At 63.8% G+C, this 25,867-nt stretch carries 27 protein-coding genes; 10 read left to right on the forward strand and 17 right to left on the reverse strand.

Translation table 11 applies throughout. From position 1 onward, the window contains the following. Nucleotides 1-20 precede the first annotated feature (20 nt). The 3 genes from RID11_RS12925 (at nt 21) to lpdA (ending at nt 2,517) form a co-directional block, all read left to right on the forward strand. A complete protein-coding gene (locus tag RID11_RS12925) occupies nt 21-602 on the forward strand; it encodes a GIY-YIG nuclease family protein (protein WP_350139795.1) in 582 nt (193 codons plus the stop codon). Next, on the forward strand, nt 599-994 hold the full coding sequence (locus RID11_RS12930; protein WP_350139798.1) for an MAPEG family protein: 396 nt from the start codon (nt 599-601) through the stop codon (nt 992-994). Before RID11_RS12925 ends, RID11_RS12930 begins: the two co-directional genes overlap by 4 nt. A gap of 134 nt (nt 995-1,128) precedes the next feature. After that, on the forward strand, nt 1,129-2,517 hold the full coding sequence (gene lpdA / locus RID11_RS12935) for a dihydrolipoyl dehydrogenase (protein ID WP_350139801.1): 1,389 nt from the start codon (nt 1,129-1,131) through the stop codon (nt 2,515-2,517). A 70-nt stretch (nt 2,518-2,587) separates the two neighbouring features. Here lpdA and pgeF read toward each other — a convergent pair whose 3' ends face one another. From pgeF to lgt, 3 genes are read right to left on the reverse strand one after another with little or no spacing between them, the layout of a single operon-like run. Then, nucleotides 2,588-3,343: a peptidoglycan editing factor PgeF gene (gene pgeF, locus RID11_RS12940; RefSeq protein ID WP_350139804.1), complete on the reverse strand. Its 756-nt coding sequence runs from the start codon at nt 3,341-3,343 to the stop codon at nt 2,588-2,590. Then, nucleotides 3,340-4,425 (reverse strand): class I SAM-dependent methyltransferase, encoded by a 1,086-nt coding sequence (locus RID11_RS12945; protein WP_350139807.1) that lies wholly within the window; start codon nt 4,423-4,425, stop codon nt 3,340-3,342. Before RID11_RS12945 ends, pgeF begins: the two co-directional genes overlap by 4 nt. Continuing rightward, nucleotides 4,398-5,288 (reverse strand): prolipoprotein diacylglyceryl transferase, encoded by an 891-nt coding sequence (gene lgt, locus RID11_RS12950; RefSeq protein WP_350139810.1) that lies wholly within the window; start codon nt 5,286-5,288, stop codon nt 4,398-4,400. The genes RID11_RS12945 and lgt overlap by 28 nt, the downstream gene beginning before the upstream one ends. Nucleotides 5,289-5,388: 100 nt before the next feature. Here lgt and RID11_RS12955 point away from each other — a divergent pair, with 100 nt between their 5' ends. Further along, a complete protein-coding gene (locus RID11_RS12955; RefSeq protein ID WP_350139812.1) occupies nt 5,389-5,634 on the forward strand; it encodes an accessory factor UbiK family protein in 246 nt (81 codons plus the stop codon). A gap of 91 nt (nt 5,635-5,725) precedes the next feature. Here RID11_RS12955 and RID11_RS12960 read toward each other — a convergent pair whose 3' ends face one another. The 5 genes from RID11_RS12960 to RID11_RS12980 all read right to left on the reverse strand — a co-directional run bounded on the left by RID11_RS12960 (nt 5,726) and on the right by RID11_RS12980 (nt 10,949). Then, nucleotides 5,726-7,114 carry an autotransporter domain-containing protein gene (locus RID11_RS12960; RefSeq protein WP_350139815.1) on the reverse strand — a complete coding sequence of 463 codons (1,389 nt, stop codon included), beginning with the start codon at nt 7,112-7,114 and terminating at the stop codon, nt 5,726-5,728. A 260-nt stretch (nt 7,115-7,374) separates the two neighbouring features. Further along, entirely contained in the window at nt 7,375-8,343 is a 969-nt protein-coding gene (speB, locus tag RID11_RS12965) for an agmatinase (protein WP_350139818.1), read from the reverse strand. Further along, on the reverse strand, nt 8,340-9,113 hold the full coding sequence (locus tag RID11_RS12970; protein ID WP_350139820.1) for a C40 family peptidase: 774 nt from the start codon (nt 9,111-9,113) through the stop codon (nt 8,340-8,342). Before RID11_RS12970 ends, speB begins: the two co-directional genes overlap by 4 nt. Beyond that, the gene (locus RID11_RS12975) at nt 9,110-10,489 is read right to left on the reverse strand and encodes a leucyl aminopeptidase family protein (RefSeq protein WP_350139822.1); all 1,380 of its coding nucleotides are present in this window, start codon (nt 10,487-10,489) and stop codon (nt 9,110-9,112) included. Before RID11_RS12975 ends, RID11_RS12970 begins: the two co-directional genes overlap by 4 nt. Before the next feature lie 79 nt (nt 10,490-10,568). Next, entirely contained in the window at nt 10,569-10,949 is a 381-nt protein-coding gene (locus tag RID11_RS12980) for a hypothetical protein (RefSeq protein WP_350139824.1), read from the reverse strand. Nucleotides 10,950-11,113: 164 nt separating this feature from the next. Between RID11_RS12980 and RID11_RS12985 the strand changes: the two genes are divergently transcribed. Further along, entirely contained in the window at nt 11,114-11,764 is a 651-nt protein-coding gene (locus RID11_RS12985; RefSeq protein WP_350139826.1) for a carbonic anhydrase, read from the forward strand. A 100-nt stretch (nt 11,765-11,864) separates the two neighbouring features. Here RID11_RS12985 and RID11_RS12990 read toward each other — a convergent pair whose 3' ends face one another. The 8 genes from RID11_RS12990 to RID11_RS13025 all read right to left on the reverse strand — a co-directional run bounded on the left by RID11_RS12990 (nt 11,865) and on the right by RID11_RS13025 (nt 20,377). Continuing rightward, nucleotides 11,865-14,060 carry a 3-hydroxyacyl-CoA dehydrogenase NAD-binding domain-containing protein gene (locus RID11_RS12990; RefSeq protein ID WP_350139829.1) on the reverse strand — a complete coding sequence of 732 codons (2,196 nt, stop codon included), beginning with the start codon at nt 14,058-14,060 and terminating at the stop codon, nt 11,865-11,867. A gap of 15 nt (nt 14,061-14,075) precedes the next feature. After that, entirely contained in the window at nt 14,076-15,287 is a 1,212-nt protein-coding gene (locus tag RID11_RS12995; RefSeq protein WP_350139832.1) for an acetyl-CoA C-acetyltransferase, read from the reverse strand. Between the two features lie 14 nt (nt 15,288-15,301). Further along, a complete protein-coding gene (locus tag RID11_RS13000; RefSeq protein WP_350139836.1) occupies nt 15,302-15,937 on the reverse strand; it encodes a glutathione S-transferase family protein in 636 nt (211 codons plus the stop codon). A 268-nt stretch (nt 15,938-16,205) separates the two neighbouring features. Further along, nucleotides 16,206-17,339, reverse strand: coding sequence for an acyl-CoA dehydrogenase family protein (locus tag RID11_RS13005; RefSeq protein ID WP_350139838.1), 1,134 nt, complete (start codon nt 17,337-17,339; stop codon nt 16,206-16,208). Nucleotides 17,340-17,364: 25 nt separating this feature from the next. Beyond that, complete coding sequence (locus RID11_RS13010; protein ID WP_050663187.1) at nt 17,365-17,577, reverse strand: hypothetical protein; 213 nt, start codon at nt 17,575-17,577, stop codon at nt 17,365-17,367. Between the two features lie 42 nt (nt 17,578-17,619). Continuing rightward, nucleotides 17,620-19,398: an acyl-CoA dehydrogenase C-terminal domain-containing protein gene (locus RID11_RS13015; RefSeq protein ID WP_350139841.1), complete on the reverse strand. Its 1,779-nt coding sequence runs from the start codon at nt 19,396-19,398 to the stop codon at nt 17,620-17,622. 36 nt (nt 19,399-19,434) lie between these two features. Then, nucleotides 19,435-19,836, reverse strand: a complete 402-nt coding sequence (locus RID11_RS13020) for a MerR family transcriptional regulator (protein ID WP_050663189.1) — start codon at nt 19,834-19,836, stop codon at nt 19,435-19,437. 172 nt (nt 19,837-20,008) lie between these two features. Then, on the reverse strand, nt 20,009-20,377 hold the full coding sequence (locus RID11_RS13025) for a MerR family transcriptional regulator (protein ID WP_350139973.1): 369 nt from the start codon (nt 20,375-20,377) through the stop codon (nt 20,009-20,011). A 117-nt stretch (nt 20,378-20,494) separates the two neighbouring features. Between RID11_RS13025 and RID11_RS13030 the strand changes: the two genes are divergently transcribed. From RID11_RS13030 to RID11_RS13050, 5 genes are all read left to right on the forward strand, one after another. Then, the gene (locus RID11_RS13030; protein WP_350139843.1) at nt 20,495-20,917 is read left to right on the forward strand and encodes a PaaI family thioesterase; all 423 of its coding nucleotides are present in this window, start codon (nt 20,495-20,497) and stop codon (nt 20,915-20,917) included. Beyond that, nucleotides 20,917-21,426 (forward strand): PaaI family thioesterase, encoded by a 510-nt coding sequence (locus RID11_RS13035; protein WP_350139845.1) that lies wholly within the window; start codon nt 20,917-20,919, stop codon nt 21,424-21,426. Before RID11_RS13030 ends, RID11_RS13035 begins: the two co-directional genes overlap by 1 nt. Next, complete coding sequence (locus RID11_RS13040; protein WP_350139847.1) at nt 21,419-22,735, forward strand: MATE family efflux transporter; 1,317 nt, start codon at nt 21,419-21,421, stop codon at nt 22,733-22,735. The genes RID11_RS13035 and RID11_RS13040 overlap by 8 nt, the downstream gene beginning before the upstream one ends. A 153-nt stretch (nt 22,736-22,888) precedes the next feature. Then, nucleotides 22,889-23,803 carry a sulfite exporter TauE/SafE family protein gene (locus RID11_RS13045; RefSeq protein ID WP_350139849.1) on the forward strand — a complete coding sequence of 305 codons (915 nt, stop codon included), beginning with the start codon at nt 22,889-22,891 and terminating at the stop codon, nt 23,801-23,803. Then, a complete protein-coding gene (locus RID11_RS13050) occupies nt 23,803-24,567 on the forward strand; it encodes a TIGR02186 family protein (RefSeq protein ID WP_350139851.1) in 765 nt (254 codons plus the stop codon). The genes RID11_RS13045 and RID11_RS13050 overlap by 1 nt, the downstream gene beginning before the upstream one ends. Before the next feature lie 88 nt (nt 24,568-24,655). On the opposite strand, the gene RID11_RS13055 is transcribed toward RID11_RS13050, so the two are convergent. Next, nucleotides 24,656-25,771: a PRC-barrel domain-containing protein gene (locus RID11_RS13055; RefSeq protein ID WP_350139853.1), complete on the reverse strand. Its 1,116-nt coding sequence runs from the start codon at nt 25,769-25,771 to the stop codon at nt 24,656-24,658. Between the last annotated feature and the right edge of the window lie 96 nt (nt 25,772-25,867).

The following is a 25,867-nucleotide window of genomic DNA, read 5'->3' on the forward strand; positions in this document are numbered from 1 at the left end:
CCGCATCGGGGGAAATGGGAATGTCGTCGATCAAATGTTTCGGGATTCACTTTAGTTTGGAAAAAGTCGAATGGGACGAATTCGAGATATGCGGCTGGATACCAACTTATCAAAACTGGCGGACAGAACCTGATGAACCGCAGTTCTTAGTAAACAACCAAAGGGGAGTTTATATTCTTCAAGACGTCAATCGCGCACCATTGTATGTGGGGCGGGCAGGAACCGGAAATGCGCGCCTAGGTAATCGCCTATGGGCGCATACTAGAAATGAAAATAGAGGCAGATGGACGCATTTTTCTTGGTTCGGTTTGGATCAAGCTTCTCCATATAACCACGATGAAGCTACGATTGACCCCCGCGAAGAACCAATCGACTCGGAACAGGACATCAAACTAGATGCAAGTGCCCCGCTTGTAGAACTTGAGGCCTTGCTGATCACGGCGATCGAACCGCCGCTAAACAAGCGTGGTGGAGATTGGCAAGGCGCTCAAAGGCTCTTGCAGTGGTCTTGGGCGGACGAAATTTCCATACGAGAGGTCCATCGCCAAGTTCGGAAATCGGCGAAGAAACTTGGCAAGAAGTTTGATAAGAAGATTACATGACCCCCGAACTCACCGCCCTCACCCTCGCCGCCCTCCTGCAGGTCGTCCAATACCTGCTCTACGCGGTCCCGGCGAACCTCGAACTTGGCCCCGGCTACACCATGTCCGCCCGCGACCGCGAACCGTCGAAACAGATGTCCGACGGCACCGCCCGTCTGGGCCGGGCGCTTGCCAACCATTTCGAGGGGCTGATCCTCTTCACCATCGCCTGCGTTACCGTCACGCTCTCCGATCAGTCCACCCCCGTCACCGCCGCGTGCGCGTACACCTACCTCGCCGCCCGCGTGGTCTATATCCCGGCCTACTACCTCGGCCTGCGCCCGTGGCGCTCGCTGATCTGGGCGGTGGGCTTTCTCGCCACGCTGCTCATGCTCTTGGCGGCGCTCGTCTGATGCTTCATCTTGCCAAAAATATTCTGGGGGAATTGGCCGCAGGCCAAGGGGGCAGCGCCCCCAAACCCCACCGACGCGATACCGACAGAATACCGACGCGATACCGACGCGCAAAAACGAAAGGACTCTGACCCATGGCATCCTATGACGTGATCATCATCGGCTCCGGCCCCGGCGGCTATGTCTGCGCCATCCGCTGCGCCCAACTGGGCCTGAAAACCGCCGTGGTCGAGGGCCGCGAGACGCTGGGCGGCACCTGCCTCAACGTCGGCTGCATCCCCTCCAAGGCGCTCCTGCACGCCAGCCACATGCTGCACGAGGCCGAGCATAATTTCGCCAAGATGGGCCTCAAGGGCAAGTCGCCTTCGGTCGACTGGAAACAGATGCTCGCCTACAAGGATGACGTCATCGGGCAGAACACCAAGGGCATCGAATTTCTGTTCAAGAAGAACAAGATAGACTGGCTCAAGGGCTGGGGCTCGATCCCCGAGGCGGGCCGCGTCAAGGTCGGTGACGACACCCACGAGGCCAAGACTATCATCATCGCATCGGGCTCCGAGGCGAGCAGCCTGCCGGGCGTCGAGATCGACGAAAAGGTGGTCGTCACCTCCACCGGCGCGCTGGAATTGCCCAAGGTGCCCAAGACCATGGTGGTGATCGGCGCAGGCGTCATCGGGCTCGAGATGGGCTCGGTCTATGCCCGTCTGGGCACCGAGGTGACGGTGGTCGAATATCTCGACGCGATCACCCCCGGCATGGATGGCGAAGTGCAAAAGAACTTCCAGAAAATCCTGAAAAAACAGGGTATTAAATTCGTCATGGGCGCCGCCGTGCAATCCGTCGACGCGCTCAAGACCAAGGCCAAGGTCAACTACAAACTGCGCAAGGACGACAGCGAACATCAGCTTGACGCCGATGTGGTCCTCGTCGCCACCGGCCTCAAACCCTATATCGATGGCCTCGGTCTCGACAGCCTCGGTGTCGAGATGACAGAGCGCGGCCAGATCAAGACCGACGACCACTGGCAGACCAATATCAAGGGCGTCTACGCCATCGGCGACGCCATCGAGGGCCCCATGCTCGCCCACAAGGCCGAGGATGAGGGCATGGCCGTCGCCTGCGTGCTGGCCGGTCAGCATGGCCATGTGAATTACGGCGTCATCCCCGGCGTGATCTACACCCACCCCGAGGTCGCCAATGTGGGTGAGACCGAAGAAAGCCTGAAAGATCAAGGGCGTGCCTACAAGGTCGGCAAGTTCTCCTTCATGGGCAACGGCCGCGCCAAGGCGAATTTCGCGGGCGAAGGGTTCGTCAAGATCCTCGCCGACAAGGAGACCGACCGCATCTTGGGCGCGCATATCATCGGGCCGATGGCGGGCGATCTGATCCACGAAATCTGCGTCGCGATGGAGTTCGGCGCGAGCGCCGAGGATCTGGCCCTCACCTGCCACGCGCACCCGACCTACTCCGAAGCGGTGCGCGAGGCCGCCCTCGCCTGCGGCGACGGCCCGATCCACAGCTGAGGAAATCCGGCCGCGACTCGCGGGGGGTGTCAACCAGAGGCCCGCTCCAGGCCAATAGTCCCCCGCGACCCTAGAGCCGGATCACCGAGATCAACCGCCCGTAATCGGCCTCGCCCGCATGGGTGGCGCGGCGGTAGGAATAGAACCGCGCAGCGTCACCATAGGTGCAATGCCGGGTCCATTCCGCATCGCCCACACCCGCACGACGCAGGCAATGCAGGCCAAAACCGGGCAGATCGAACTGATAACGCCCATTCTCTCCGTTGGCGAAAAACCGGCTATAGGCGGGGTCTTCGGCCATGAAATCCTCAAGGAATTCCGGCCCCACCTCATAAGCCGCCTGGCTGATCGAGGGGCCGATCACGGCGGTGATCCGGTCGCGCCTGGCACCCAGCCCCTCCATCGCAGCGACCGTCGCCTCCAGCACCCCGTCAAGCGCACCGCGCCAGCCCGCATGCGCTGCACCTATCACCCCGGCTTCGGTATCGGCGAACAGCACCGGCTGGCAATCCGCCGTCAGCACGCCAAGCGCCACGCCGGGTGTCGCCGTCACCATTGCGTCGGCGCGGGGCCGCTCGGCCAACGGCCCGTCAACCGCCACCACATCCGCCGAATGCACCTGATGCACCGTCACGAGACGCGCGGGTTCCACCGCCATCGCCTGGGCCACGCGGGCGCGGTTGATCGTCACGATTTCGGATTGATCCGACGACCCCGGCCCGCAATTCAGACCCGCGAACACGCCTGACGAGGCTCCGCCCCGCCGGGTAAAGAACCCGTGGCGCAAGGGCGCGAGGCTGTCCGAGGTCAGGATTTCAAGCGTCATGGGTCAAATCCGGGCGGAGGTGGCAGGGCCTTTGGATGCAGGGCGAGCACCTTGAAGAGCCTCCCCATTTCCTCGGGGCCGGTCAAGCGTTGAAATGCCGCCAGGTGGTTGTCGCGCGCCGCCCCGGTCAGATTGCGCGCCAGCGCCTCCTTGCGCGCCTCGATGCCCAGACGAAAGAGCAGCGTGCGCTGCGGGATGAGGCGGGCATGCGCACAGGGCGCGGCCTCGGCCAGGGCCTCGAAATCCACATGCGCGGTCAAATCCGCGTCACCGGGCGCGGCCAGTGGATCGGTCGGGGCATGATCCCGCACCGCCTGAAACGTATCGCCAAGCGAGCGCCAGTCACCGTAATCAATGATCAGCGCGGTGCCGCCCTGCGCCTCCACGCGCGTGCCGATCTCTTGGGCGATGGCGCGGCCCGGGGCGCAGGTCTCGACGATGTCGCCGTCCCGCGTGTCCGCCAGCCGATGCGTCAGATCGGGCGGGATCACCGGCCCGCCGAGGCCGAACGTCAGCGCCCCGTCACGTAGTCCCACGACCCGCTCGTGCCAGGCCGCGCCCTGCCGTTGGAATTGCCGGATCGGCAGGGCGTCGAAAAACTCGTTCGCCACCAGAAAGAGCGGTAGATCGGGCAAGTCCTCGACCCTGTCGTGCCATGCCAAGCTCTCATGGTGAATGCTCTGCGCCTGCCTCTCGCGCAGGGTAGGGGAGGTCTCGACCAGATGTACCTGCGCGCCTGCATGAAACCCCGGCACGCCCTTGGTGGCGCGCAATATATCGGCCATCAGGGTACCACGTCCCGGCCCGAGTTCAGCCACGGCAAAGGGTGCGGGACGCCCCTGATCGAGCCATGTCTGCGCCAGACACAGCCCAAGCAATTCGCCGAACATCTGGCTGATTTCCGGCGCGGTGGTGAAATCGCCCGCCGCCCCCAATGGATCGCGCGTCGCGTAATAGCCCATCTCGGGATGCATGAGGCAGGTCGCCATGTAATCGGCCAACGTGATCGGCCCAGTGGCGGTGATCCGCGCGGCGATATGACGCCCGAGCGCCGTCACGCCGGGCGGGCCCTGCGCGCCCATAGGAACATGCCGATGCCGAAGACGATCATCGGCAGCGACAGGATCTGTCCCATGGTCAGGCCATAGCCCGCCACATGCCACGCCAGCCCCAGCGGATTGCCTTCACTGACGAATTGCGCATCGGGCTGACGAACGAATTCCACCAGGAACCGCGCCGCGCCGTAGCCTGCAAAGAACAGCCCGGTCAGCGTGCCGGGGGTTTTCAGCGCACCGCGCCGCCAGCCCAGCCATAACAGCACCGCCCCGAGGATCAGCCCTTCCAGCGCCGCCTCGTAAAGTTGCGACGGGTGGCGGGCGCAAAGCCCGAGCACATTCGGGCAATCCTGTGCCGCCGCACTCGGAAAGACCACACCCCAGGGCAGGTCTGTGGGCCGCCCCCAGAGTTCCGCATTTATGAAATTGGCGATGCGCCCCAGCAAAAGACCCACCGGCGTCACCATGCAGAGCACATCCGCCACCGACAGCCAGCGAATGCCGCGCCGCGCCGAGAACACCACCACCGCGAGAACCACCCCCATCAGCCCGCCGTGAAACGCCATGCCGCCTTGCCAGACGGCGAGGATCTCACCCGGATTGGCGAGGTAGTAGGAGGGTTGGTAGAACAGCACATAGCCGATCCTGCCACCAAGGATCACGCCGAGGATCACCCAAGTCAGCAGGTCCTCGACCGCCCGCGCATCCATCGGCGCACTGTCGTTGGGCCAGAGCGCCGGACGCCGGACGCTGGCCACCACGATCCGCCAGCCGATCACGATCCCAACGATATAGGCCAGTGCATACCACCGTAGCGCGAATTCCATGCCGAAGAGCGAGATCGAGAAGATCTCCGGCGCGATATCGGGGAAGGGGATCATGGCCTGCATGGGTGCCTCTGTGCCGTTGCTGCGCGGGGAAAGTCAACCTTGTGATCGACCGCCCTCGGGCCATATATGGGGGTGAGATGTAACGCCGGAGAAACATGCCATGCAGACCCGAAACAAGATGCTCGACGATATCAGCCAGTTGATGACCAATGCCATGGGCGTCGCCCAGGGGGCCAAGGACGAGGCCGAGACGGCGATGAAGTCGATGATCGACCGCTGGCTCGCCGATCGCGATTTTGTCACCCGCGAGGAATTCGACGCGGTCCGCGCCATGGCCCAGAAGGCGCGCGAGGAAAACGACGCGCTCAAGGCGCGGATCGAGGCGCTGGAACAGGGCAAGTTCTGAGCGGTGCACTCATGCCAATGGGGCCCCATGACGGCAAAAGGGGCGCAGACGGTCCGGTCTGCGCCCCTTTTGCCTGACAAGTGTGACAGGTTCAGAAATTCATGCCAAAGCGCACCTGCCCGGCATAATCCGGAAGATCCGAACCGATACCGCCGATCTGGAAGCCCATGCTTACGTTGCTGTTGGCTGTCACCTGGATGCCGCCGCCGAATTCGACGCGTCCGCTCAGGCCTTCGGGGTCGAAACCGCCCCCGGCGAGCGCCTGCGGCGCGCTGCTGTCAACGTAGTCGGCATGCAGACCGACGTAGTTCATGCCGTTGCCGGTGTTCCGGGTCCAGCGTGCTCCGACCGAGTATTCGCTGAAATCGACCGTTGTCGAGCCTGCCCCGGCAAGCGTTCCGGATTTGCCGGTGATGTCCTCTTCGCCGTAGCGGGCAGAGGCCATCGGGGTCAGCGTAATCGCATTGCTCATCTCGAGATCGCGCGCGACCGACAGCCCGATGGCCCAGACATCGCTGTCCGCCGTGCCCGTGCCGCCGATGCTGACCTGGTCATAGTCGGCTTGGCCGTACATCAGCGATGCCTCTGCCGACCATGCTCCGCGGCGATAGCCGAGATAGGGTTGAACGTAGAAAAAATCGCCCTCGGTTTCGATGTTGGTGCTGCGCTCTTCCAGATCATTGTATCCGGCAGAGAGACCGGCGACGAAATTGTCGTCGAGCGCGACGTCGGCGCCGATCTGCAGGCCCGTGCTGAAGAACTCGCGCTGGCTATTGCCGCCCTTGTGGTCTGCCCGGAGGCCGGTGAATTCGCCCCACACATAAAGGCTGCCCATCAGCTGGCCGTTCTTCGAGGACACGACCGGTGCCCCCTCGACGTCACCGCCGAACCCGAGCGGCGATTGCAGGTCCCGAGTGGCAAAGCTGTTCTGTGCGCCGCTGCGTGTGTTGCCAAAGCTCTGGCGGGTGCTCAGACGCGCGAACGTGCCCGCCGTTGCTTCCAGTTCGTCGAGCAGTGCGTTCGCAAATCCGACGATCGCGCCGTTGAGAACCAGCGTATAGATGCCGAAATCGAGATTGTCGAAGCCGCCCACGACAACGATATATTCACCAGGCGTGAACGGTCCGTCATTGGCTGCATTGATCAGCGACAACAGGCCCGTCCCGCCATCATCGTTGCCCGCTACAAGGTTCGTCAGCTGCGCATTGGGGTCAAAGCTGGTCTGGTAGAGGTGCAGATAAGTGTCGAACCCGGCTACTGTAGTCTCGGCTGAGAACGACAGCGGCTGCGTGATCGTCACGTTAACCGTCTGAAACGGTGTCGCAGTGCCGGCACCTGACAATGTAGGCCCGGCACCTATGGGTCTGTTCCACGTAGGCGCGCCAGTCGTGTCACCGTTGATTGTGAGACTTTGCGCCAGAGCAGCAGAGCCGGCAACCAGTGCCAGTGCCGTCGTTGTCGCGAAGAAAAATCTTTTCATTCTGGAAATCCCTGATCCTGCTCTGAATATCTGGTCCAGCCTAATGCGCGCAGGGCAGGGGCTCTGCTCAGGCCGCAATCGCTCGGGTGGCACCGTCTCAAACTCTCAATTTTATCCACCATGGCATGGGTATCACTTTTGCGCGAGTGGCTCGCAAATGGAGCTTTGCAAATCTTTCGACCTGTCTCAAACGCGCAACATAGGCCCGCACGCGATGTGCAGGCAACTGCGTACTCCCTATGGCGGTGTGGCGTGGGTGCTTATTGCGCGCTGCGGACCCCCGCCATCACACAGAGCAGTTCGAACATGATCGACGCGCCCAGAAACGCGGTATTGCCGGAGGCATCGAAGGGCGGCGAGACCTCGACCAGATCGGCGCCCACGATCTTCACCCCCTCCAGCCCGCGCACCACCTGCAACGCCTGATAGCTGTTCGGCCCACCGACCTCTGGCGTGCCGGTGCCGGGGGCAAATGTCGGATCGACAAAGTCGATGTCGTAGCTGACATAGGTATCGCTATCGCCCGCAATCTCGCGCGCCTCGGCCATAACGTCCTCGGGGCCACGCGCATGGAATTCCTCGATCAGGATCAGGCGGATACCCTCGGCCTTCGCGAAATCGCGGTCCTCGGTGTCATACATGGTGCCGCGCAGCCCGATCATCACCACGCGCTTGGGATCGAGCAGCCCTTCCTCGACCGCGCGGCGGAAGGGGGTGCCGTGGGTATACATCGTGCCGCCGAAATACGAATGATAAAGATCGGTATGACTGTCGAAATGGATCATGCCCAGGGCTGAGCGCCGCGCCAGCGACCGCAGCACCGGCAGCGTCGTCAGGTGATCGCCGCCCGCTGTCAGCGGCATGATCCCGGCACCCGTCACCCCGTCGTAAAACTCGGTGATCCGCGCCATGCTGTCGATGATATCCGCCGGGTTCGGCCCCACATCCCCCAGATCGGCGCAATTCACCGCCTCGAACGGGCGCATGCCCGAGGTCGGATGCTGCGCGCGGATCATGGTCGAGGCATCGCGCAACTGTCGCGGTCCGTGGCGCGGGCCGGGCCGGTTGGTGGTCCCGCTATCCCACGGCACCCCGACGAGGCCGATCTGCACGTCGTCATAGCGCGCATGTCCCTTGGGCACATAAGGCAGCCGCATGAAGGTCGGCACCCCGGCAAAGCGTGGCATCTCGAAGCCCGAGACCGGATGGAAGAAGGGATCGGAAGTCATGTCAGTCCTTTCAGTCGTTTGCGGGCGGTCACCGGGCCGTCGCCCTGCGCCGCGATGCGGGAAATGGCGGCCTGCAAAGGCTCATAAGCCACCGCCATGTGATGCACATTGGCATGGAGCAGCGTGCCGGGGTCGGCAACCCAGGCCACATGCCCACGCCAAAAGAGCAGATCGCCGCGTTGCAGGGTGGCGTCCTCGGGCAGCGTCTCGCCCAGGGCACGCGCCTGATCGCCGCTATCGCCGGGACAAGGCAGGCCGCAGGCAAGGCAGCCCGCCTGCACCAGCCCCGAACAGTCGATGCCAAAGGCGGAATTGCCGCCCCAGAGGTAGGGCGTCCCGAGGAAAAGTTCGGCGATGCTCACAGGGTCGGTCTCCCACTCCGCCAGCGGCGTGAGGTGAACACGCGGCACGTAACCCTGCGGGGTCTCGGCAAAGCGTCCCTTCTCCCCCAGCACCTCCAGCCGCGCGCCAAAGCTAAGGCTCAGGCGCTCGGCGCTCTTGAAATCGGGCGCGGCATAGGCATGCGTCGCGCGGGCGCAGACGCGGTGGGTGACGCTGCCGGTGGTCAGCGCCGCCTCCGGGATATGCCCGGGATAGCCGTCGCGCAGCGCCTTGACCGCCACCCAGCCGGGAGATCCTCGGGTCAGGCCCGAGGATGACGGCGGCACGATCTCCACCGCCTCGCCCATCAGCAATTGCCGGTCGCGCGCACCCTCGGGCGCGCGCCGCAGATCGACCAGCGGCCAGCCGATGAGATGCGGCGCGCTCACAGGTTCAGCACCCCCGGCAAGGCGTCCAGCAACGCGCGCGCCCCCATGCCGACGCCGCCCTTGGGCCGTGCGGGGGCCGCGCTCGGCGTCCAGCCGTAGATATCGAAATGGCTGTAATTGAGCCCGCCCGCAAAGCGGCGCAGGAACAGCGCGGCGGTGATCGAGCCTGCAAAACCACCCGACGGCGCATTGTCGAGATCGGCGATCCCCGGCTCGATCATCGCCTCGTAGGGCGTGTGAAACGGTAGCCGCCAGACCGGGTCCGCGACGCGCGCGGCGGCACTTTCCAGCGCCGCCGCAAAGCCCGCATCATCGCTGTAATAGGGTGCCAGATCCGGCCCGAGCGCCACCCGCGCGGCCCCCGTGAGCGTGGCCATGGAGATCATCAGATAGGGGCATTCTTCGGCCACGTAGGCCACTGCATCGGCCATCACCAGACGCCCCTCGGCATCGGTGTTGTTGACCTCGACGGTCATCCCGTTGCGCGCGGTCAGGATGTCACCGGGGCGAAACGCATTGCCCGCAACCGCATTTTCCACCGCCGGGATCAGCACCCGCAGCCGCAGCGGCAGATCGAGCGCCATGATCATATGCGCGAGCCCCAGTACCGTCGCCGCGCCGCCCATGTCCTTCTTCATCAGCCCCATCGACGCCCCGGGCTTGAGGTTGAGGCCGCCTGTGTCGAAACAGACGCCCTTGCCGACCAGCGTCAGGTTGGGCCCGCTCTCCCCCCATGTCATCTCAATCAGGCGTGGGGCTTGCGCGGCGGCACGCCCGACGGTGTGGATCAGCGGAAAGTTCTGTTCCAGCAGGTCCGCACCGCGCGTACAGGTGAGCCGCGCGCCCTGTTGATCGGCGATGGCATGGCACGCAGCCTCCAGCGCATCGGGGCCCAGATCGTTGGCCGGGGTGTTGATCAGGTCACGGGTCAGCGCCTCGCCCGCCGCGATCACCTCCAGCCGCCCGGCATCGACGCCCTCGGGCGCGATCAGCCGCGCCTTGGCCGGGCTTTGCTCGCGGTAGCGCTCATAGGCGTAATGCGCCAGCAGCCAGCCAAGCGCCTCGGTCTCTGCCGCCTCTTCGGGCAGCCCCTCCAGCCGGTAGGTGCCCTCGGGCAGGGCCGCTGCCGCGCCCGCCAGATGAAACCGGCCCCGGGCGCGCGAGGTGGCGCTGCCATAACCCGCTAGCGCCAAGGCGATGCCACCCGCCGCGTCCGGCACGGCGAGCACGCGACCAAGCGCAGCGGTAAAGCCCATGGCGCGCACCCAGGCCGCGACCTGCGGGGACTGCGCGTCGAGCCAGCCGTCGAACGCGCCCTCCTCCACCACATGCAGCGGGATGGCGGGGCTGTCGGGGGCGGCGAATGTCAGGCTCATATCAGCGGACCTTTTGCAACGGGTGATCCCCGCCAGCCTAGCCCCGATTGCGCCGCCTGCAACCGCCAAATCGCGGCTCTCAAAAGGGTGTGTCCTGCGCCTCCCATATCTCGCAGAGCGAGCGTTCACCGATCCGCAACAGCCGCGCAAAGGTGGCCGCAAGCGCGTTGTAATCACCCGCGTCAATAGAGCCCGTCACATCCCCCGCCACCCGCGCCAGCAACGCCATGCCGATCTGATCGGCGATGGCGATCAGGCTGCGGCTGCTCTTGCGCATTTCATCCAACCGCCCCTCGCGGTAGAACCGCTCGGCATGACCCAGCCGCGCCGCGAGTTCCTCGAGCGCGCGGCACACCACATCCTCGGCGCTCGTCTCGCCCAATTCCAGATAAAGCGCCTCCAGCCGGTCGGCATCGAGCCGCACGCATTCGTGCTGTTGCAGCACCGTCGGTTGTTCCACGTTGTTCACCTTCTCACCCGCTTGTCGTGCCTTTGCCCCCACGGCGCGGCAGAGAATGGCATCTGCGCGGTTCCCAAATGGTTTCCGCGCCTGCAAATTATGGCTCGAATTCGAGGTGAATACCGATTATCCAGCCGTGAGCCGCCCCAAGCGCCGGAGAGACCATGGATTACGCCCGCCCCCTGCCGACCTATCTCGTGCATCGCTTCCACGGATGGAAGGCCACCAGCTATACGGAAAATCAGGCATGGTATCGGCACCTCGCCCAGCAAGGCCAGCATCCGCGCGCGATGGTGATTTCCTGCTGCGACAGCCGCGTTCATGTCACCTCGATCTTCGGCGCGGACCAGGGCGAGTTCTTCATTCACCGCAACATCGCCAACCTCGTGCCGCCCTACGTGACCGACGGCGCGCAGCACGGCACCTCGGCGGCGGTGGAATTCGCGGTGACCGCGCTCAAGGTGGCGCATCTGATCGTGATCGGCCATTCGGCCTGCGGCGGCGTCAAGGGCTGCCAGCAGATGTGCGCGGGCCATGCGCCGGAACTCGAGGAGCAGACCAGTTTCGTGGGCCGCTGGCTCGATATCCTGCGGCCCGGCTACGAGCGGGTCAAGGACATGGGCGACGAGGCGGCGCAGCTCAAGGCGCTGGAAAAACAGGCGGTGATGGTGTCGCTGGAAAACCTGATGAGCTTTCCCTTCGTCGAGGCGGCGGTGGCCTCGGGCGAATTGACGCTGCACGGGCTCTGGCACGAAATCGGCAGCGGATCGCTGGAACAATACAGCGCAAGCCAGGGCGGGTTCGTGCCGCTGTGATGAAGACCCCCGGCGCTGCTGCGTGGCAGGCCGGGGATTCTGAGTATTTTCGCCATAAAGAAACCCCGCGCGCCCGGTTTGAGCACGCGGGGTTTTTCTTTTACGCCGCCTGTGACTGCTGGCCGAACCGGGCATAGAAGCCCTGGTTCTTGTCGGCCATCTCGCGCAGCAGTGCGGGCGTGGTAAAGCGCGGCCCGAATTTCTCGGTCAGCTGGTCGCAGCGCTCGGCGGCATAGGGCGTGCCGATGATGTCGAGCCAGGCAAACGGCCCGCCCGACCAGGGCGCAAAGCCCCAGGCGAGGATCGCGCCCACATCCCCCTCGCGGATATCCTCCAGCACGCCTTCTTCCAGCGCACGCACCGCCTCAAGCACTTGCGCGAACATCAACCGGTGCTGCACCTCGTGCAGGTCGGGCTGTTCCTCTGCGCGGGGGTATTTCTGCGCGAGGCCCTCCCAATAGCCGAGACGCTTGCCTTTCTCGTCATACTCAAAAAACCCGGCATTGGCCTTGCGACCGAGCCGCCCTTCGCCTTCCATCCAGAAGATCACCTCATCGACGGCGGCGTCGGGGTAGGTGTCGCCCATGGCGGATTTGGTCGCACGGGCGATCTTGGCCCCGAGGTCGATCGAGGTCTCATCGACCAGTTGCAGCGGCCCGACCGGGAAGCCCAACTGCCGCGCGGCGTTGTCGATCAGCGCGGGGGCCACGCCCTCGGCCACCATGCGGATACCCTCGTTGATATAGGGGATGATGCATCGGTTGCAGTAGAAGAACCGCGCGTCATTCACCACGATGGGCGTCTTGCGGATTTGCCGCACGTAGTCGAGCGCCTTGGCCACGGCACGCGGGCCGGTTTTCTGCCCCTTGATGATCTCGACCAGCATCATCTTTTCGACAGGCGAGAAGAAGTGGATGCCGATGAAGTTCTCAGGATTGTCAGACGCCTTGGCCAGTTCCGTGATCGGCAGGGTCGAGGTGTTGGTGGCGAAGATGCAATCCTCGCCCGCCTCGGCCAGTGCCTTCTTGGTGGCCTCGGCCTTGACGGCAGGGTCTTCGAACACCGCCTCGATGATCAGGTCACAGCCCTTGAGCGCCGAATACTCGGTGGTGGCGGTGATCAGATCGAGCGCGGCCTGCTTCTTCTCTTCCGTCGCCTTGCCGCGCTTGATCCCCTTGTCCATGTAATCGGCGGTGTAGGATTTGCCGCGGTCGGCGGCCTCCTGTTTCTGGTCAATCAGGACAACCTCCATCCCGGCCATGGCCGAGACAAGCGCGATGCCCGCGCCCATCATGCCCGCGCCCATGACGCCGACCTTTTTAACCTTCTGATCCGGCACGTCGGGACGGTTGGCACCTTTCTCCAGCGCCTCCTTGTTGATGAAGAGCGAGCGGATCATGGCGCTTGAGGACGGGTTCATCAGCACATTGGTGAACCAGCGCGCCTCGATCTTGAGCGCCGTATCAAACGGCACGAGCGCGCCCTCATAGACCGCCGACAAGAGCGCCTTGGCCGCCGGGAACGCGCCTTGGGTCTTGCCGTTAACCATGGCCGAGGCGCCCACGAACGTCATGAAGCCCGCCGGGTGATAGGGTGCGCCACCGGGCATCTTGTAGCCCTTCTCGTCCCAGGGCTTGACGATATTCGGGCTCGAGAGCACCCATTCGCGGGCCTTTTCGATCAATTGATCGGCGGGCACGACCTCATCCACCACCCCGGCGGATTTGGCTTTCTTGGGGTCGTTCAGCTTGCCTTCGAGCAAGAGCGGCGAGGCCGACATCGCGCCCAGCTTGCGCACCAGCCGCGTGGTGCCGCCCGCGCCGGGGAAAATGCCGACCATGATCTCGGGCAGGCCGATCTTGGCCTTCGGGTTATCGGCGGCAAAGATCCGGTGGCAGGCGAGCGGGATTTCCAGCCCGATGCCAAGCGCGGTGCCGGGCAGGGCGGCGGCGATCGGCTTGCCGCCCTTGTTCTTGTCGTCCATGCCCGCGCGTTCGATCTTGCGCAGGATGGCGTGCATGCCCATTACCCCCTCAAAGAGTCCCTTGGCAGGCTCATCGCCCGCATCGTCGCGCATCTTGGCGATGATGTTGAGATCCATGCCCCCGGCGAAAGACCCCTCCTTGCCCGAGGTCAGGATCACGCCCTTGACGCCGTCATCGGCGAGCGCGTCATCAATCAGCGCCTCAAGGTCGAGAAAGCCCTGTTGGTTCATCACGTTCATCGACTTGCCGGGCACGTCCCAGGTGATGATCGCGACGCCATCAGCGCCCTTTTTCATGGTGAAATCGGTCATTGTCGCAGTCTCCCCTTACACGCGTTCGATGATGGTGGCGGCGCCCATGCCGGAGGCCACGCAGAGCGTGGCGAGGCCGGTGCCCTTGCCGCTGCGCTCCAGCTCATCCAGAAGCGTGCCGATGATGATCGCGCCAGAGGCCCCGAGCGGATGGCCCATGGCAATCGCCCCGCCATTGACGTTGAGGCGGGAATGATCGACGTCAAACGCCTGCATGAAGCGCAGGACGACGGCGGAAAACGCCTCGTTCACCTCGAAGAGGTCGATATCCGAGATCGCCATGCCGCTGTCTTTCAGCGCCTTTTCGGTGGCGGGCACCGGGCCGGTCAGCATGATCGTCGGATCGGTGCCGATCTTGGTGGTCTGACGGATGCGCGCGCGCGGGGTCAGGCCCCATTTCTCGCCGAACGCCTTACTGCCCACGAGCACACCGGCCGCCCCGTCCACGATACCCGAGGAGTTACCGGCGTGGTGAATGTGGTTGATCGCCTCAAGGTGCGGGTATTTCAGCTTGGCCACGGCATCGAAGCCCGGCATCACCTCGCCCATATCCTTGAAGCTGGGCTTCAAGGCCCCGAGCGACTGCATGTCGGTGCCGGGGCGCATGTATTCGTCACGATCAAGGATCGAGAGGCCATTCTGATCCTTGACCTCGATGATCGAGCGGTCAAAGCGGCGGTCCTCCCAGGCGGCGGCGGCGCGGCGCTGCGATTCCACGGCGAGCGCGTCGGCATCATCGCGGCTGAACCCGTATTCGGTGGCGATGATATCCGCCGAAATCCCCTGCGGCACGAAATAGCTGTCCATGGCAATGCTGGGATCGACGGCAATCGCCGCCCCGTCGCTGCCCATGGCGACGCGGCCCATCATCTCGACCCCGCCCGCGATATAACCGTCCCCGGCGCCTGCGCGCACCTGGTTGGCGGCCAGGTTCACCGCCTCCATCCCGCTCGCGCAGAAACGGTTGATCGAGAGGCCGGGAATACGCTCGTCCAGATCCGAGGCCAGCACGGCGGTGCGCGCAAGACAGCCGCCCTGTTCCATCACCTGCGTGGCGTTGCCCCAGATCACATCCTCGACGGCGTGACCCTCAAGCCCGCTACGTTCTTTCAGCGCGTTCAGCATATCCGCCGAGAGCCGCGCGGCGGTCACCTCGTGCAGCGCGCCATCCTTGCGGCCCTTGCCGCGGGGGCTGCGCACGGCGTCATAGATATAGGCATCTGTCATCTCGGTCTCCTTTTTCACGCTCGGTCAGCAGGGCTGCCGGGCATCAGGTCATAGGGGTGTTTCCAGCCGGGCAGGCGCTCGATATTCGAGAGCCACCGGTCGATCTTGGGCCAGTCCTTGCGGTCGAAGCCGAAAGGCTCGGGGTAAAAGAGGTAGCCGCAGCAACTCAGGTCGGCATTGGTGATCGCATCGCCCACGATCCAGTCGCGGCCCCCCAGATGGGCATCGAGCGCAGCATAGGCGGCCTTGAGCCGCCCCTGCATGAAGCCGATCACCTCTGCGGGGCGCTTTTCCTCGGGCAGGAAGTTCATCAGGAACCGCGTCATCCCGGCCTGAGAGCTGAGCTTGTGATTGTCCCAGAACATCCAGCGCATCACCTCACGGGCCTCTTGCGGTGTTTCGCCGCCAAATTTTCCCGTCTTCTCGGTGATGTACATCTGCATGACGCCCGATTGCGTCAAGGTCGTGTCCCCGTCCACCAGCACCGGGACCTCGCCCATCACGTTGATGTGACGAAACGCGTCGCCACGCGTCTCGCCGCCGAAGAAATCGACGAAGACCGGGTCCCAGTCGAGACCGGAAAGCTCCAGCGCCAGCGCCGCCTTGTAGGCATTGCCGCTCTCGCCGAAGCAGTGGAGTTTGATCGTCATGGCGTGGCTCCCGGTTGCGGTGTTGGATTTGGATATTTTTGGTAAGATGAAGCAGGGGGCTGTTCATCATTGATTAAGTTTAATGCGCTTTGATGGCATGGCGTCACAGGCTGGGAAGCCGATGGACGTGCAAGGTGAAGCCCTGTCGTCGCGCCTGATGCCAAGTGGCCCGTGCGCGCGGCAGGGTGGTCCTCCGCTCCTTCATCTTGCTGCAAATATCCCCGCCGGAGGCATCCGGCATTTGCCATATGTGCCACCGCCCGGACCATCACAGCGCCCTCGCGATCAGCTCTTTCATGATCTCGTTGGTGCCGCCATAGATGCGCTGCACGCGGGCATCGGCCCACATTTCGGCGATGTCGTATTCCTGCATGTAGCCATAGCCGCCATGCAGTTGCAGGCATTCATCCAGCACCTCGCCCTGCGCATCGGTCAGCCAATACTTCGCCATCGCCGCCTTTTCGACACTCAACTCTCCGCGCATGTGCTCGGAAATGCATTCATCCATGAAGGCGCGGCAGACGGCGGTCTTGGTCTGGCATTCGGCCAGCTTGAAGCGGGTGTTCTGGAATTGCAGGATCGGTCCACCAAAGGCCTGACGCTCCTTGGCATAGCGCACCGTGCGTTCCACCGCGCCCTCCATCGCCCCCTGCGCACCACAGGCGATGATCAGCCGTTCCTGCGGCAGCTGCTCCATCATCTGATAAAAGCCGCGCCCCTCTTCGCCGCCAAGGATGTTCTCGGGCGGGATTTCCACGTTGTCGAAGAATAATTCCGACGTGTCGCCCGCATGCAGCCCGACCTTTTCAAGGTTGCGCCCGCGTGCAAAGCCCGTGGCCCCTTCGGTCTCGACCACGACGAGCGAGATGCCCTTGGCCCCTTCCTTGGGGTCGGTCTTGGCGGCGACGATGATCAGGTCGGCGTGCTGGCCGTTGGTGATGAACGTCTTTTGCCCCGACAGGCGATAGGCGTTGCCGTCGCGCACCGCGCGGGTCTTGATCCCCTGCACGTCCGATCCGGCGGCGGGCTCGGTCATGGCGAGCGCACCGACCATCTCGCCCGAGACCATCTTGGGCAGCCATGTCTTCTTTTGCTCTTCGCTGCCATAGGCAAGGATGTAATGCGCGACGATGCCGGAATGGATCGGATTGCCCCAGCTGGCCAGATTGGCCCGGCTCTGCTCCAGACAGATCACCGCCTCATGCCCGAAATCGCCTCCCGCGCCGCCGTATTCCTCGGGGATCGAAGGGCAGAGCAGGCCCAATTCGCCCGCCTCAACCCATGTCTCGCGGTCCATGATCCCGGCCTTGCGCCAGCGCTCGTAATGCGGCCGCCATTCATCATTGATGAATTTGGCGGTCATCTCGCCGAGCATCCGGTGCTCGTCCGTCATCCATGTCATGGCTGGGCCTCCCGTCCCTGAATGGTCAGCGTTTGCGCGCGTCGAGCTCCGAATTGAAGATGCGCAGCCGGTGCGCGAACGTGTCCTCGTCGATCACGCTGTCGAAATTCTCGAAGAGGAAGGACAGCGCCTCGCCCTCATCGAGCCCCGCCTCCTGACTGAATTTGCGCAACCGGCGATAACCGTCCTCGGTCATCGCCGCGTTGAAGCGGCGCGTCAGGCGAAAGCGTTTCGGCATCGTTTCCTCCTCCCGTAGGGTGGGGTTCAACCCACCGCGTTATCAGAAAGCCTCGGCGTCAAGCTCCATCACCGGCTCCGCGCCGCTCTCGATGCGCGCGAGATGCAGCGCGGTCGCGGGCAGGCGGCGCTTCATGTAGAAACGGCCTGTCGCCAGCTTGGTGCGGTAGAACGCCTCATCCGAGGTGCCCGCCTCCAGCGCCGCATGCGCCGCCTTGGCCATCCGCGCCCACATCAGCCCGAGGCAGACATGGCCGAAAAGGTGCATGAAGTCATAGGATCCGGCAAGCGCGGCGTTGGGGTTTTTCATGCCGTTCTGCATGAAGAACATCGCCGAGGCCTGCAGGTCTTTCGAGGCCGCCTTGAGCGGGTCGAGGAAGTCTTTCTTCAGCGCCTCGTTGCCCTCGTTCTCCTTGAGGAAGGTCTTGACCATCTCGAAGAAGGCCATGACGTGCTTGCCGCTGTCCTGCGCCAGCTTGCGCCCCACCAGATCGAGCGCCTGCACACCATTCGCACCCTCGTAGATCATCGCGATACGGGCGTCGCGGGTGAACTGCGACATGCCCCATTCCTCGATATAGCCATGCCCGCCATAGACCTGCTGCGCCAGCACGGTCATGTCATAGCCCTCGTCGGTCAGAAAGCCCTTGATCACCGGCGTCATCAGCGAGATCAGCCCCTCGGCCTCCGCGTCCTCGCCGCGATGCGAGCGGTCGATCAGTTCCGCGCCCCAGAGCATGAAGGCGCGCGCGCCCTCGATAAAGCTCTTCTGATCCATCAGCGAGCGGCGGATATCGGGATGCACAATCAGCGGGTCGGCGGGGCCGTCGGGGTTTTCATCGCCGGTCACCGCGCGGCCCTGAAGCCGGTCGCGCGCATAGGCAAGCGCGTTCTGATAGGCGACTTCGGCCTGTGCCAGCCCTTGCATGCCAACACCGATCCGGGCCTCGTTCATCATGGTAAACATGGCGCGCATGCCCTTGTGTTCCTGCCCCAGCAGATACCCCGTTGCGCCGTCATAATTCATCACGCAGGTGGAATTGCCGTGAATGCCCATCTTCTCTTCGATCTTGCCGCAGGACACGCCGTTGCGGTCGCCGAGGCTGCCGTCGTCGTTCACCATGAATTTCGGCACGATGAAAAGCGACACGCCCTTGATACCGTCGGGCCCGCCGGGGATCTTGGCCAGCACCAGATGGATGATGTTGTCGGCCATGTCATGCTCGCCGGACGAGATGAAGATCTTCTGCCCGGTCAGCTTGAAGCTGCCATCCTCCTGCGGTTCGGCCTTGGTCCGCATCAGGCCCAGATCGGTGCCGCAATGCGGTTCCGTGAGGTTCATGGTGCCGGTCCACTCGCATGAGAACATCCTGGGCAGATAGGTGTCTTTCTGCTGGTCCGAGCCATGCGCAAGGATCGCCGAGGCCGCGCCATGGGTCAGACCCTGATACATGGTAAACGCCTGATTGGCGCCCGAGAACATCTCACCCACGGCGGTGCCCAGCACATAAGGCATATTCTGGCCGCCGTATTCCTCGGGCAGATCGAGCGCGGTCCAGCCGCCCTCGCGGACCTGGTCAAACGCCGCCTTGAAGCCCTTGGGCGTGCGCACCACGCCATTTTCCAGAACGCAGCCCTCGCTGTCGCCCACCGGGTTCAGCGGCGACAGCACCTCCGAGGAAATCTTGCCCGCCTCTTCCAGCACCGCGCTGGTGAAATCGCGGTCAAGTTCGGCATAACCCGGCGTGTCCTGCTCTGACACGTTCAGCACGTCATGCAGGATGAATTGCATGTCGCGGGTCGGTGCGGTGTAGCTTGGCATCTGGTTCTCTCTCCCTAAAGAATGGCCGTGCCGGTGTCACTCGGCGGCGTCGCGGTTGTCCTTGAGCGAGGCCAGCATACGCTCGCCCCATGTCATCTGTTCGCGCAACTCGGAGATCGCGGCCTCCAACTCGTCGCGCTGTGTCTCCATCTCGGCCAGACGCGCCTTGGCCACCTCGTAGGCGCGGGCGATCTGGGTGTGCTGCTGATCCCCCTTGTCGTAGAGATCGAGCAGCTGGCGCAGTTCCTCGAGGCTGAAGCCGAAGCGCTTGCCGCGCAGGATCAGTTTCAGCCGCGCGCGGTCGCGCCGGGTGAAGAGGCGGCGCTGTCCCTGCCGGATCGGCGAGAGCAGTTCCTTGGCCTCGTAAAATCGCAGGGTGCGCGGGGTGACGTCGAACGCCTCGCACATCTGCCGGATAGTCATCACATCATCAGTCATAGCGTTGCCTCGTCGCAGAGCATCTGGCGACTATCTGCGTCGGGTCCCCTATGGTTACAACAGCCGCGCGGCTTTACGTAACCGCTACGTCACGTCACTTTTGAATTGACGTAAGATAAGGCAAGGTAAAGGCGCATGGCGGGACATTTCCTTGCCCCTGCGTCAGCCTGTTTCAGTCGAGATTCGCCGCCGTCTGGTCGCGCAACTGGCGCAACTCGGTCATCGCCTCGTCGATCTGGCGGCGCTGTTCGGCAAGCTCTTCAAGTTGCCGGTCGGCAAGGTCGATCCAGCTGCGCATCTGCGCGTCGGTGCCCTCATGCTCGTAGATCAACAGCCATTGGCGGATATCCTCGAGCGCGAATCCGAATTTCCGACCCCGTAGGATCAGCGTCATCCGGGCACATTCGCGCGGCCCGTAATAGCGTGACCTGCCCTCGCGCTCCGGCTGCAAGAGTTCGATATACTCGTAATAACGCAACGTGCGCGGCGTGACGTCGTATTTCGCGCACATCTCCTTGAAGGACAGTCTGTTCTCCGCCATCACCCGGCCCTCCTGCACGGGCAGGTTAGGGCCAAGGCGCGCGCCGCGCAACCGCCGCTCTTGCAGCCCCGGCCCGTTGCACTCCATAAAGGGCGCAAGATCGCAGCGGGGATGCCCATGGATGACGAAAAGAACCGGATCGCGCAGCAGTTCATGCAGGCGCTGCCGCATGCCCGCGCGCTCGGTATGCGCCTGACCGCAATGGGCGAGGGCCACGCGGAGATCGAGATGGATTACGACGAGCGCCTGATCGGCGACCCGGAGACGGGGGTGATTCACGGTGGCGCTGTCTCGGCGCTGATGGATACCTGCTGCGGGGCGGCAGCGATGAGCCATCCTGCCTCGCCCGGCGGAACCGCGACCATTGATTTGCGCATCGACTACATGCGCCCCGCCACACCGGGGCAGGCGATCCGCGCCCATGCCGAATGCTATCACATCACCCGGTCCGTCGCCTTCGTGCGCGCCCGCGCGATGGACGACGACAGCGCGCGCCCTGTCGCCACCGCCACCGGCACATTCACCGTGGAGGGCGGCTGATGGCGCGCGCCCGTCCCGAACCCGTGCAAGTGGTCAAGCAACGCCGCGATGCCGCATTGAAGGCGCTGGTGGAGGGTGTCCCCTACATCCGCTTTCTCGGCGTGCAGTTCGAGCGCCGCGGCGACGAGCTGACCGCCGTGATGCCGTTCGATGAAAAGCTGATCGGCAACCCCCTTCTGCCGGCCCTGCACGGCGGGGCGACGGCGGCGTTTCTCGAAATCACCTCGATCATCGGGCTCAGTTGGGGCCATTTGTGGGAAGAGATCGAGAGCGGCAAGGTGCAGGTCGAGACGCTTACCGAGGGCCGCCTGCCGCGCCTGCCCAAGACGATTGATTTCACCGTCGATTACCTGCGCTCCGGCCTGCCGCGCGATGCCTATGCCCGTGCGCAGGTCAACCGCTCGGGGCGGCGCTATGCCTCCGTGCACGTCGAGGCGTGGCAGGACAACCGCTCGCGCCCCTTCGCGCAGGCCACCGGCCATTTCCTGATGCCGCGCCGCGATGAGTGACGCCGCCCGTGCGGTCACCCATGCCCGCGTCCTCAGGATCGCCCTGCCGATCGTCATTTCCAACGCGACCGTGCCCATTCTGGGCGCGGTGGATACCGGCGTGGTGGGGCAGATCGGGCTCGCCGCCCCCATCGGCGCGGTCGGCATCGGGGCGGTGATCCTGACCGGAATCTACTGGATCTTCGGCTTTCTGCGGATGGGCACCACGGGGCTCACCAGTCAGGCGCATGGCGCGGGGCAGACCGGCGAGGTCGCGGCCCTGATCACCCGCGCGCTGATGATCGGCTTTGCCGGGGGCGTTTTCGTCATCGTAATGCAAGTGCCGATCTTCTGGGCCGCCTTCCAGATCTCCCCCGCCAGTGCCGAGGTCGAGGCCCTCGCACGCGACTACATGGCGATTCGCGTCTGGTCTGCGCCTGCGATGATCGCGCTCTTCGGCATGACCGGCTGGCTCATTGCGCAGGAACGCACCCGCGCGGTGCTGTTGATCCAGGTGCTGATGAACGGCGTCAATATCGGGCTCGACCTGTGGTTCGTGCTGTGGCTCGATATGGGCGTGACCGGCGTGGCGCAGGCCACGGTGATCGCCGAATGGGGCGGCCTGGCGCTCGGGTTCTGGTTCTGCCGCGATGCCTTTGGCGTGCCCGCCTGGCGCGACTGGCCGCGCGTCTTTGACCGCGCACGTTTGCGCAACATGGCCATGGTGAATACCGATATCCTGCTGCGCTCGCTGATGCTCCAGATCATCTTCATCTCATTCCTGTTTCTGGGCGCGGATTTCGGCGACGTGACGCTGGCGGCCAATCAGGTGCTGTTGCAGTTCCTCAACATCACCGCCCATGCGCTCGACGGCTTCGCCTTCGCCGCCGAGGCGCTGGTGGGGCAGGCCTACGGCGCACGCGCGGTGGCGCTCTTGCGACGCGGGGCGCTGATGACCAGCTTCTGGGGGCTGGTGGTCTGTATCGCGCTGGCGGTCGGCTTTGCGAGTTTCGGCGGCGCGATCATTGATCTCATGGCCAAGGTGCCCGAGGTGCAGACCGAGGCGCGCAGCTATCTGATCTACATGGCCGCCGCCCCGATCCTCGGGCTTGCCGCCTATATGCTCGACGGGGTGTTCATTGGCGCGACCCGTTCGCGCGACATGCGCAACATGATGGCACTCAGCCTCGTGGTCTATGTGGCGGCAGCGGCGGCACTGGTGCCGTCGCTCGGCAATCACGGGCTGTGGCTGGCGCTTCTGATCAGCTTTGTCGCGCGCGGCGTGACCCTCGGCCTGCGCTACCCGGCGCTGGAGCGGGCTGTCGGATAGCGTGGGGCTTGGTCCTTTGCAAACCCCTGATTACCGGGCCAACATTCGAAGATCACGAAAGTTAAGTCCAGTTAATAAGAATTGATCGGGCCTGCGGCGTTTCGCCGGGCGCTGTCCCTTGCAATGAAAGCGGGGATGAGGCTAAGGGATACCATGCAAATCTACCTCCCCATAGCCGAGGTTTCGGTCAACGCCTTCCTGCTTCTGGGGTTGGGCGGGCTTGTGGGAGTGCTGTCGGGCATGTTCGGGGTCGGTGGCGGGTTCCTTATGACCCCGCTCCTGTTCTTCATCGGCATCCCGCCCGCCGTCGCCGTCGCGACCGAGGCCAACCAGATCGTTGCCTCGTCTTTCTCGGGGGTTCTGGCCCATCTCAGGCGAAAGACGGTGGATCTCCGAATGGGCACGGTGCTGCTCATTGGCGGCCTGTTCGGGGCCGCTCTGGGCGTGGTGCTGTTCAACTACCTCAAATCCCTGGGTCAGGTCGATCTGCTGGTCAAGCTGTGCTACGTCGTATTCCTTGGTGTCGTCGGTGGCATGATGTTCATCGAGAGCCTGCGCGCCATCCGCAACACCCGGCGCGGTGCGGCCCCCAAGCGCAAGAAACACGGCTGGGTGCATGGCCTGCCGTTCAAGATGCGGTTCCGCACCTCGGGCCTTTATATCTCGGTGATCCCGCCGCTTCTGGTGGGGGTCAGCGTCGGCATCCTCGCGGCGATCATGGGTGTCGGTGGCGGGTTCATCATGGTCCCCGCGATGATCTACCTGCTGGGCATGCCGACCAAGGTGGTGGTGGGAACCTCGCTGTTTCAGATCATTTTCGTGACCGCGTTTACCACGATGCTGCACGCCACAACGAACTATACCGTGGATATCGCACTTGCCGTGCTGTTGCTGGTGGGCGGCGTGATCGGCGCGCAGATCGGCACCTCGATCGGCACCAAGATGAAGGCCGAACAGCTGCGCATCCTGCTGGCGATGATGGTGCTGGTGGTCTGTGGCAAACTGGCGCTCGATCTGCTTTTGCAGCCCTCCGAGCTTTACTCGCTCGGCGCGGCGGGGGGGCATTGATGCTGTGGCGTCTGGCCGCCCTGCTGATCCTCGCCGCCGCCCCTTTGCGCGCCGAAGAGGTGGTGCTGGGCCTGTCCAGCGACAAGGTGGCGATCACCGCGACCTTCGACGGATCGGAAATCCTGATCTTCGGCGCGGTCAAACGCGAGGCTCCGATCCCCGAAACAGCGCTCGACGTGGTGATCACCGTCTCCGGGCCGTCATTGCCGGTGCAGGTGCGCCGCAAGGACCGGCAGTTCGGCATCTGGGTCAATACCGACATGGTCGATCTCGACGCCGCGCCCAGTTTCTACGCCGTGGCCACCACCGGCCCGCTCGACAAGGTGCTGTCCAATACCGAAGACCTGCGTCACCGCATCTCGATCCCGCGCGCGATCCGGTCGGTCGGGGCCGCGAGCATGGCCCCCAATGTCGATGTCGAGAATTTCACCGATGCGCTCATTCGCATCAAGCGTGACCAGAACGCCTATCAGATGCGCGAAAGCGCGGTGGTGCTGGATGAGCAGACGCTGTTTCGCACCGCGATCAGCCTGCCCGCCAACCTGACCGAAGGCGCCTATCAGACCCGCATCTTCCTGACCCGAGAGGGCCGTGTGGTATCGCAGTATCAGACCGTGATCGAGGTGCGAAAGGTCGGGCTGGAACGCTGGCTCTTCACCCTGTCGCGCGAACAGCCGATGCTCTACGGGCTGATGTCGCTGGCCATTGCCATTGCCGCCGGTTGGGGTGCATCCGCAGCATTCCAGATCATGCGGCGCGGCTGAGCACGGCCCACGAGGCCCGGCTTTCAGACACGAAAAAGGCCGGGCTCCTCAGAGCCCGGCCCGAAGATGAGACTGGGGTGAAGGGGCGTTACCCTTCCCACTCTTTCATGCCTTCAAGGTCTTCGCTGCTATGCGCGACCGTGGCATGCAGCGTGTCGGCCATGTCTTCTTCTCCCTCGCGCAACGATACTTCATCAAACGGAAGGGCAACCGGCTTTTCGCCAAGCCCGAGGAAGCCGCCGACATCGATGACGACCTGCGAGATGTCGCCATTGTCGCTCACCACGAGCTCCGAGATTTCGCCGATGCTTTCGTCGTTGCTGCCATAGACCGACAGCCCTTGCAGATCCTCTGCGGTCAACGCGTCACGCTGATCGGTGGTCAGCTCGGCCGACTGGCTGGCCTGACCCGACATGTCGGAATCGTCAGACGCGGTCTGCGTGCCCTGCTCGGAGGCGTTGTTGCTGGCCTGCTCGCTGCTGGTATTGCCAGTGCTCTCGTTGCTGGCCTGACCCTCATTCTTTTCTTGCGAGCGTTGCTTTTCCGACTCGTCGCTCCAGAAGCTGTTGCCGCTGTCGCGTTCGCTTTGCTCGTCAACCTCGTCACGGTCCTCAAGCGCGCTGCGGTCGCCGGTGAACACGACGTAGAAATGCCGCGCGGCACCTGCTTCGGCTTCGGCGTTGTCGCCGCCCTCGGACGAGACGAACTTCAGCTCGTCCATGCCGGTGCTGACATGCTTCTCGCCGATCCCGAGAAAGCCGCCGGCGTCAAGCGTCACGGAGTCGATCTCGCCATCCTTCGTGAGGATGAGATCACCGATTTCGCCCACGCGCTCCCAGTTATCGGCAGGTTGGCTCACACTGTCTGCGATCTCTTCATCTGACGCGTCTTCACTGCGGATATAGACCGGCTCGCCGATCATGTCGGCGGCGTGGATGGTCTTGTCGCCAACCTTGGCGCTCGCGTTGGATTTCGCGGCCTTGTCGGACTGACCTTGGGACATTTCGGCAGATTCGCTCGCCTTCATGTCACTCTCATTCTCCGAGTGCATATCGGCCATAACCGGCGCTGCCGCGAGGGCCACGATGGCTGTGGTTGCGAGAAAACGTTTCATGGTCTTGCTCCTTCCGGGTTGTGTTCCGTCGGCGCCAATGCGTTCCGGCACCTCGGAACCACAACCCTCGGGGTGCATCGGTTGTTTCATCCGCAGCCAAAAATTTCCCATATTTTTCTGGGGAACCGGATCGCCCCGGTCGCGTTATCCCTGTGCGTCGCACGCGTGAGCAAGCGGCAGGAATAC

This window comes from Roseovarius sp. (assembly GCF_040219995.1).
Taxonomy (GTDB): domain Bacteria; phylum Pseudomonadota; class Alphaproteobacteria; order Rhodobacterales; family Rhodobacteraceae; genus Roseovarius.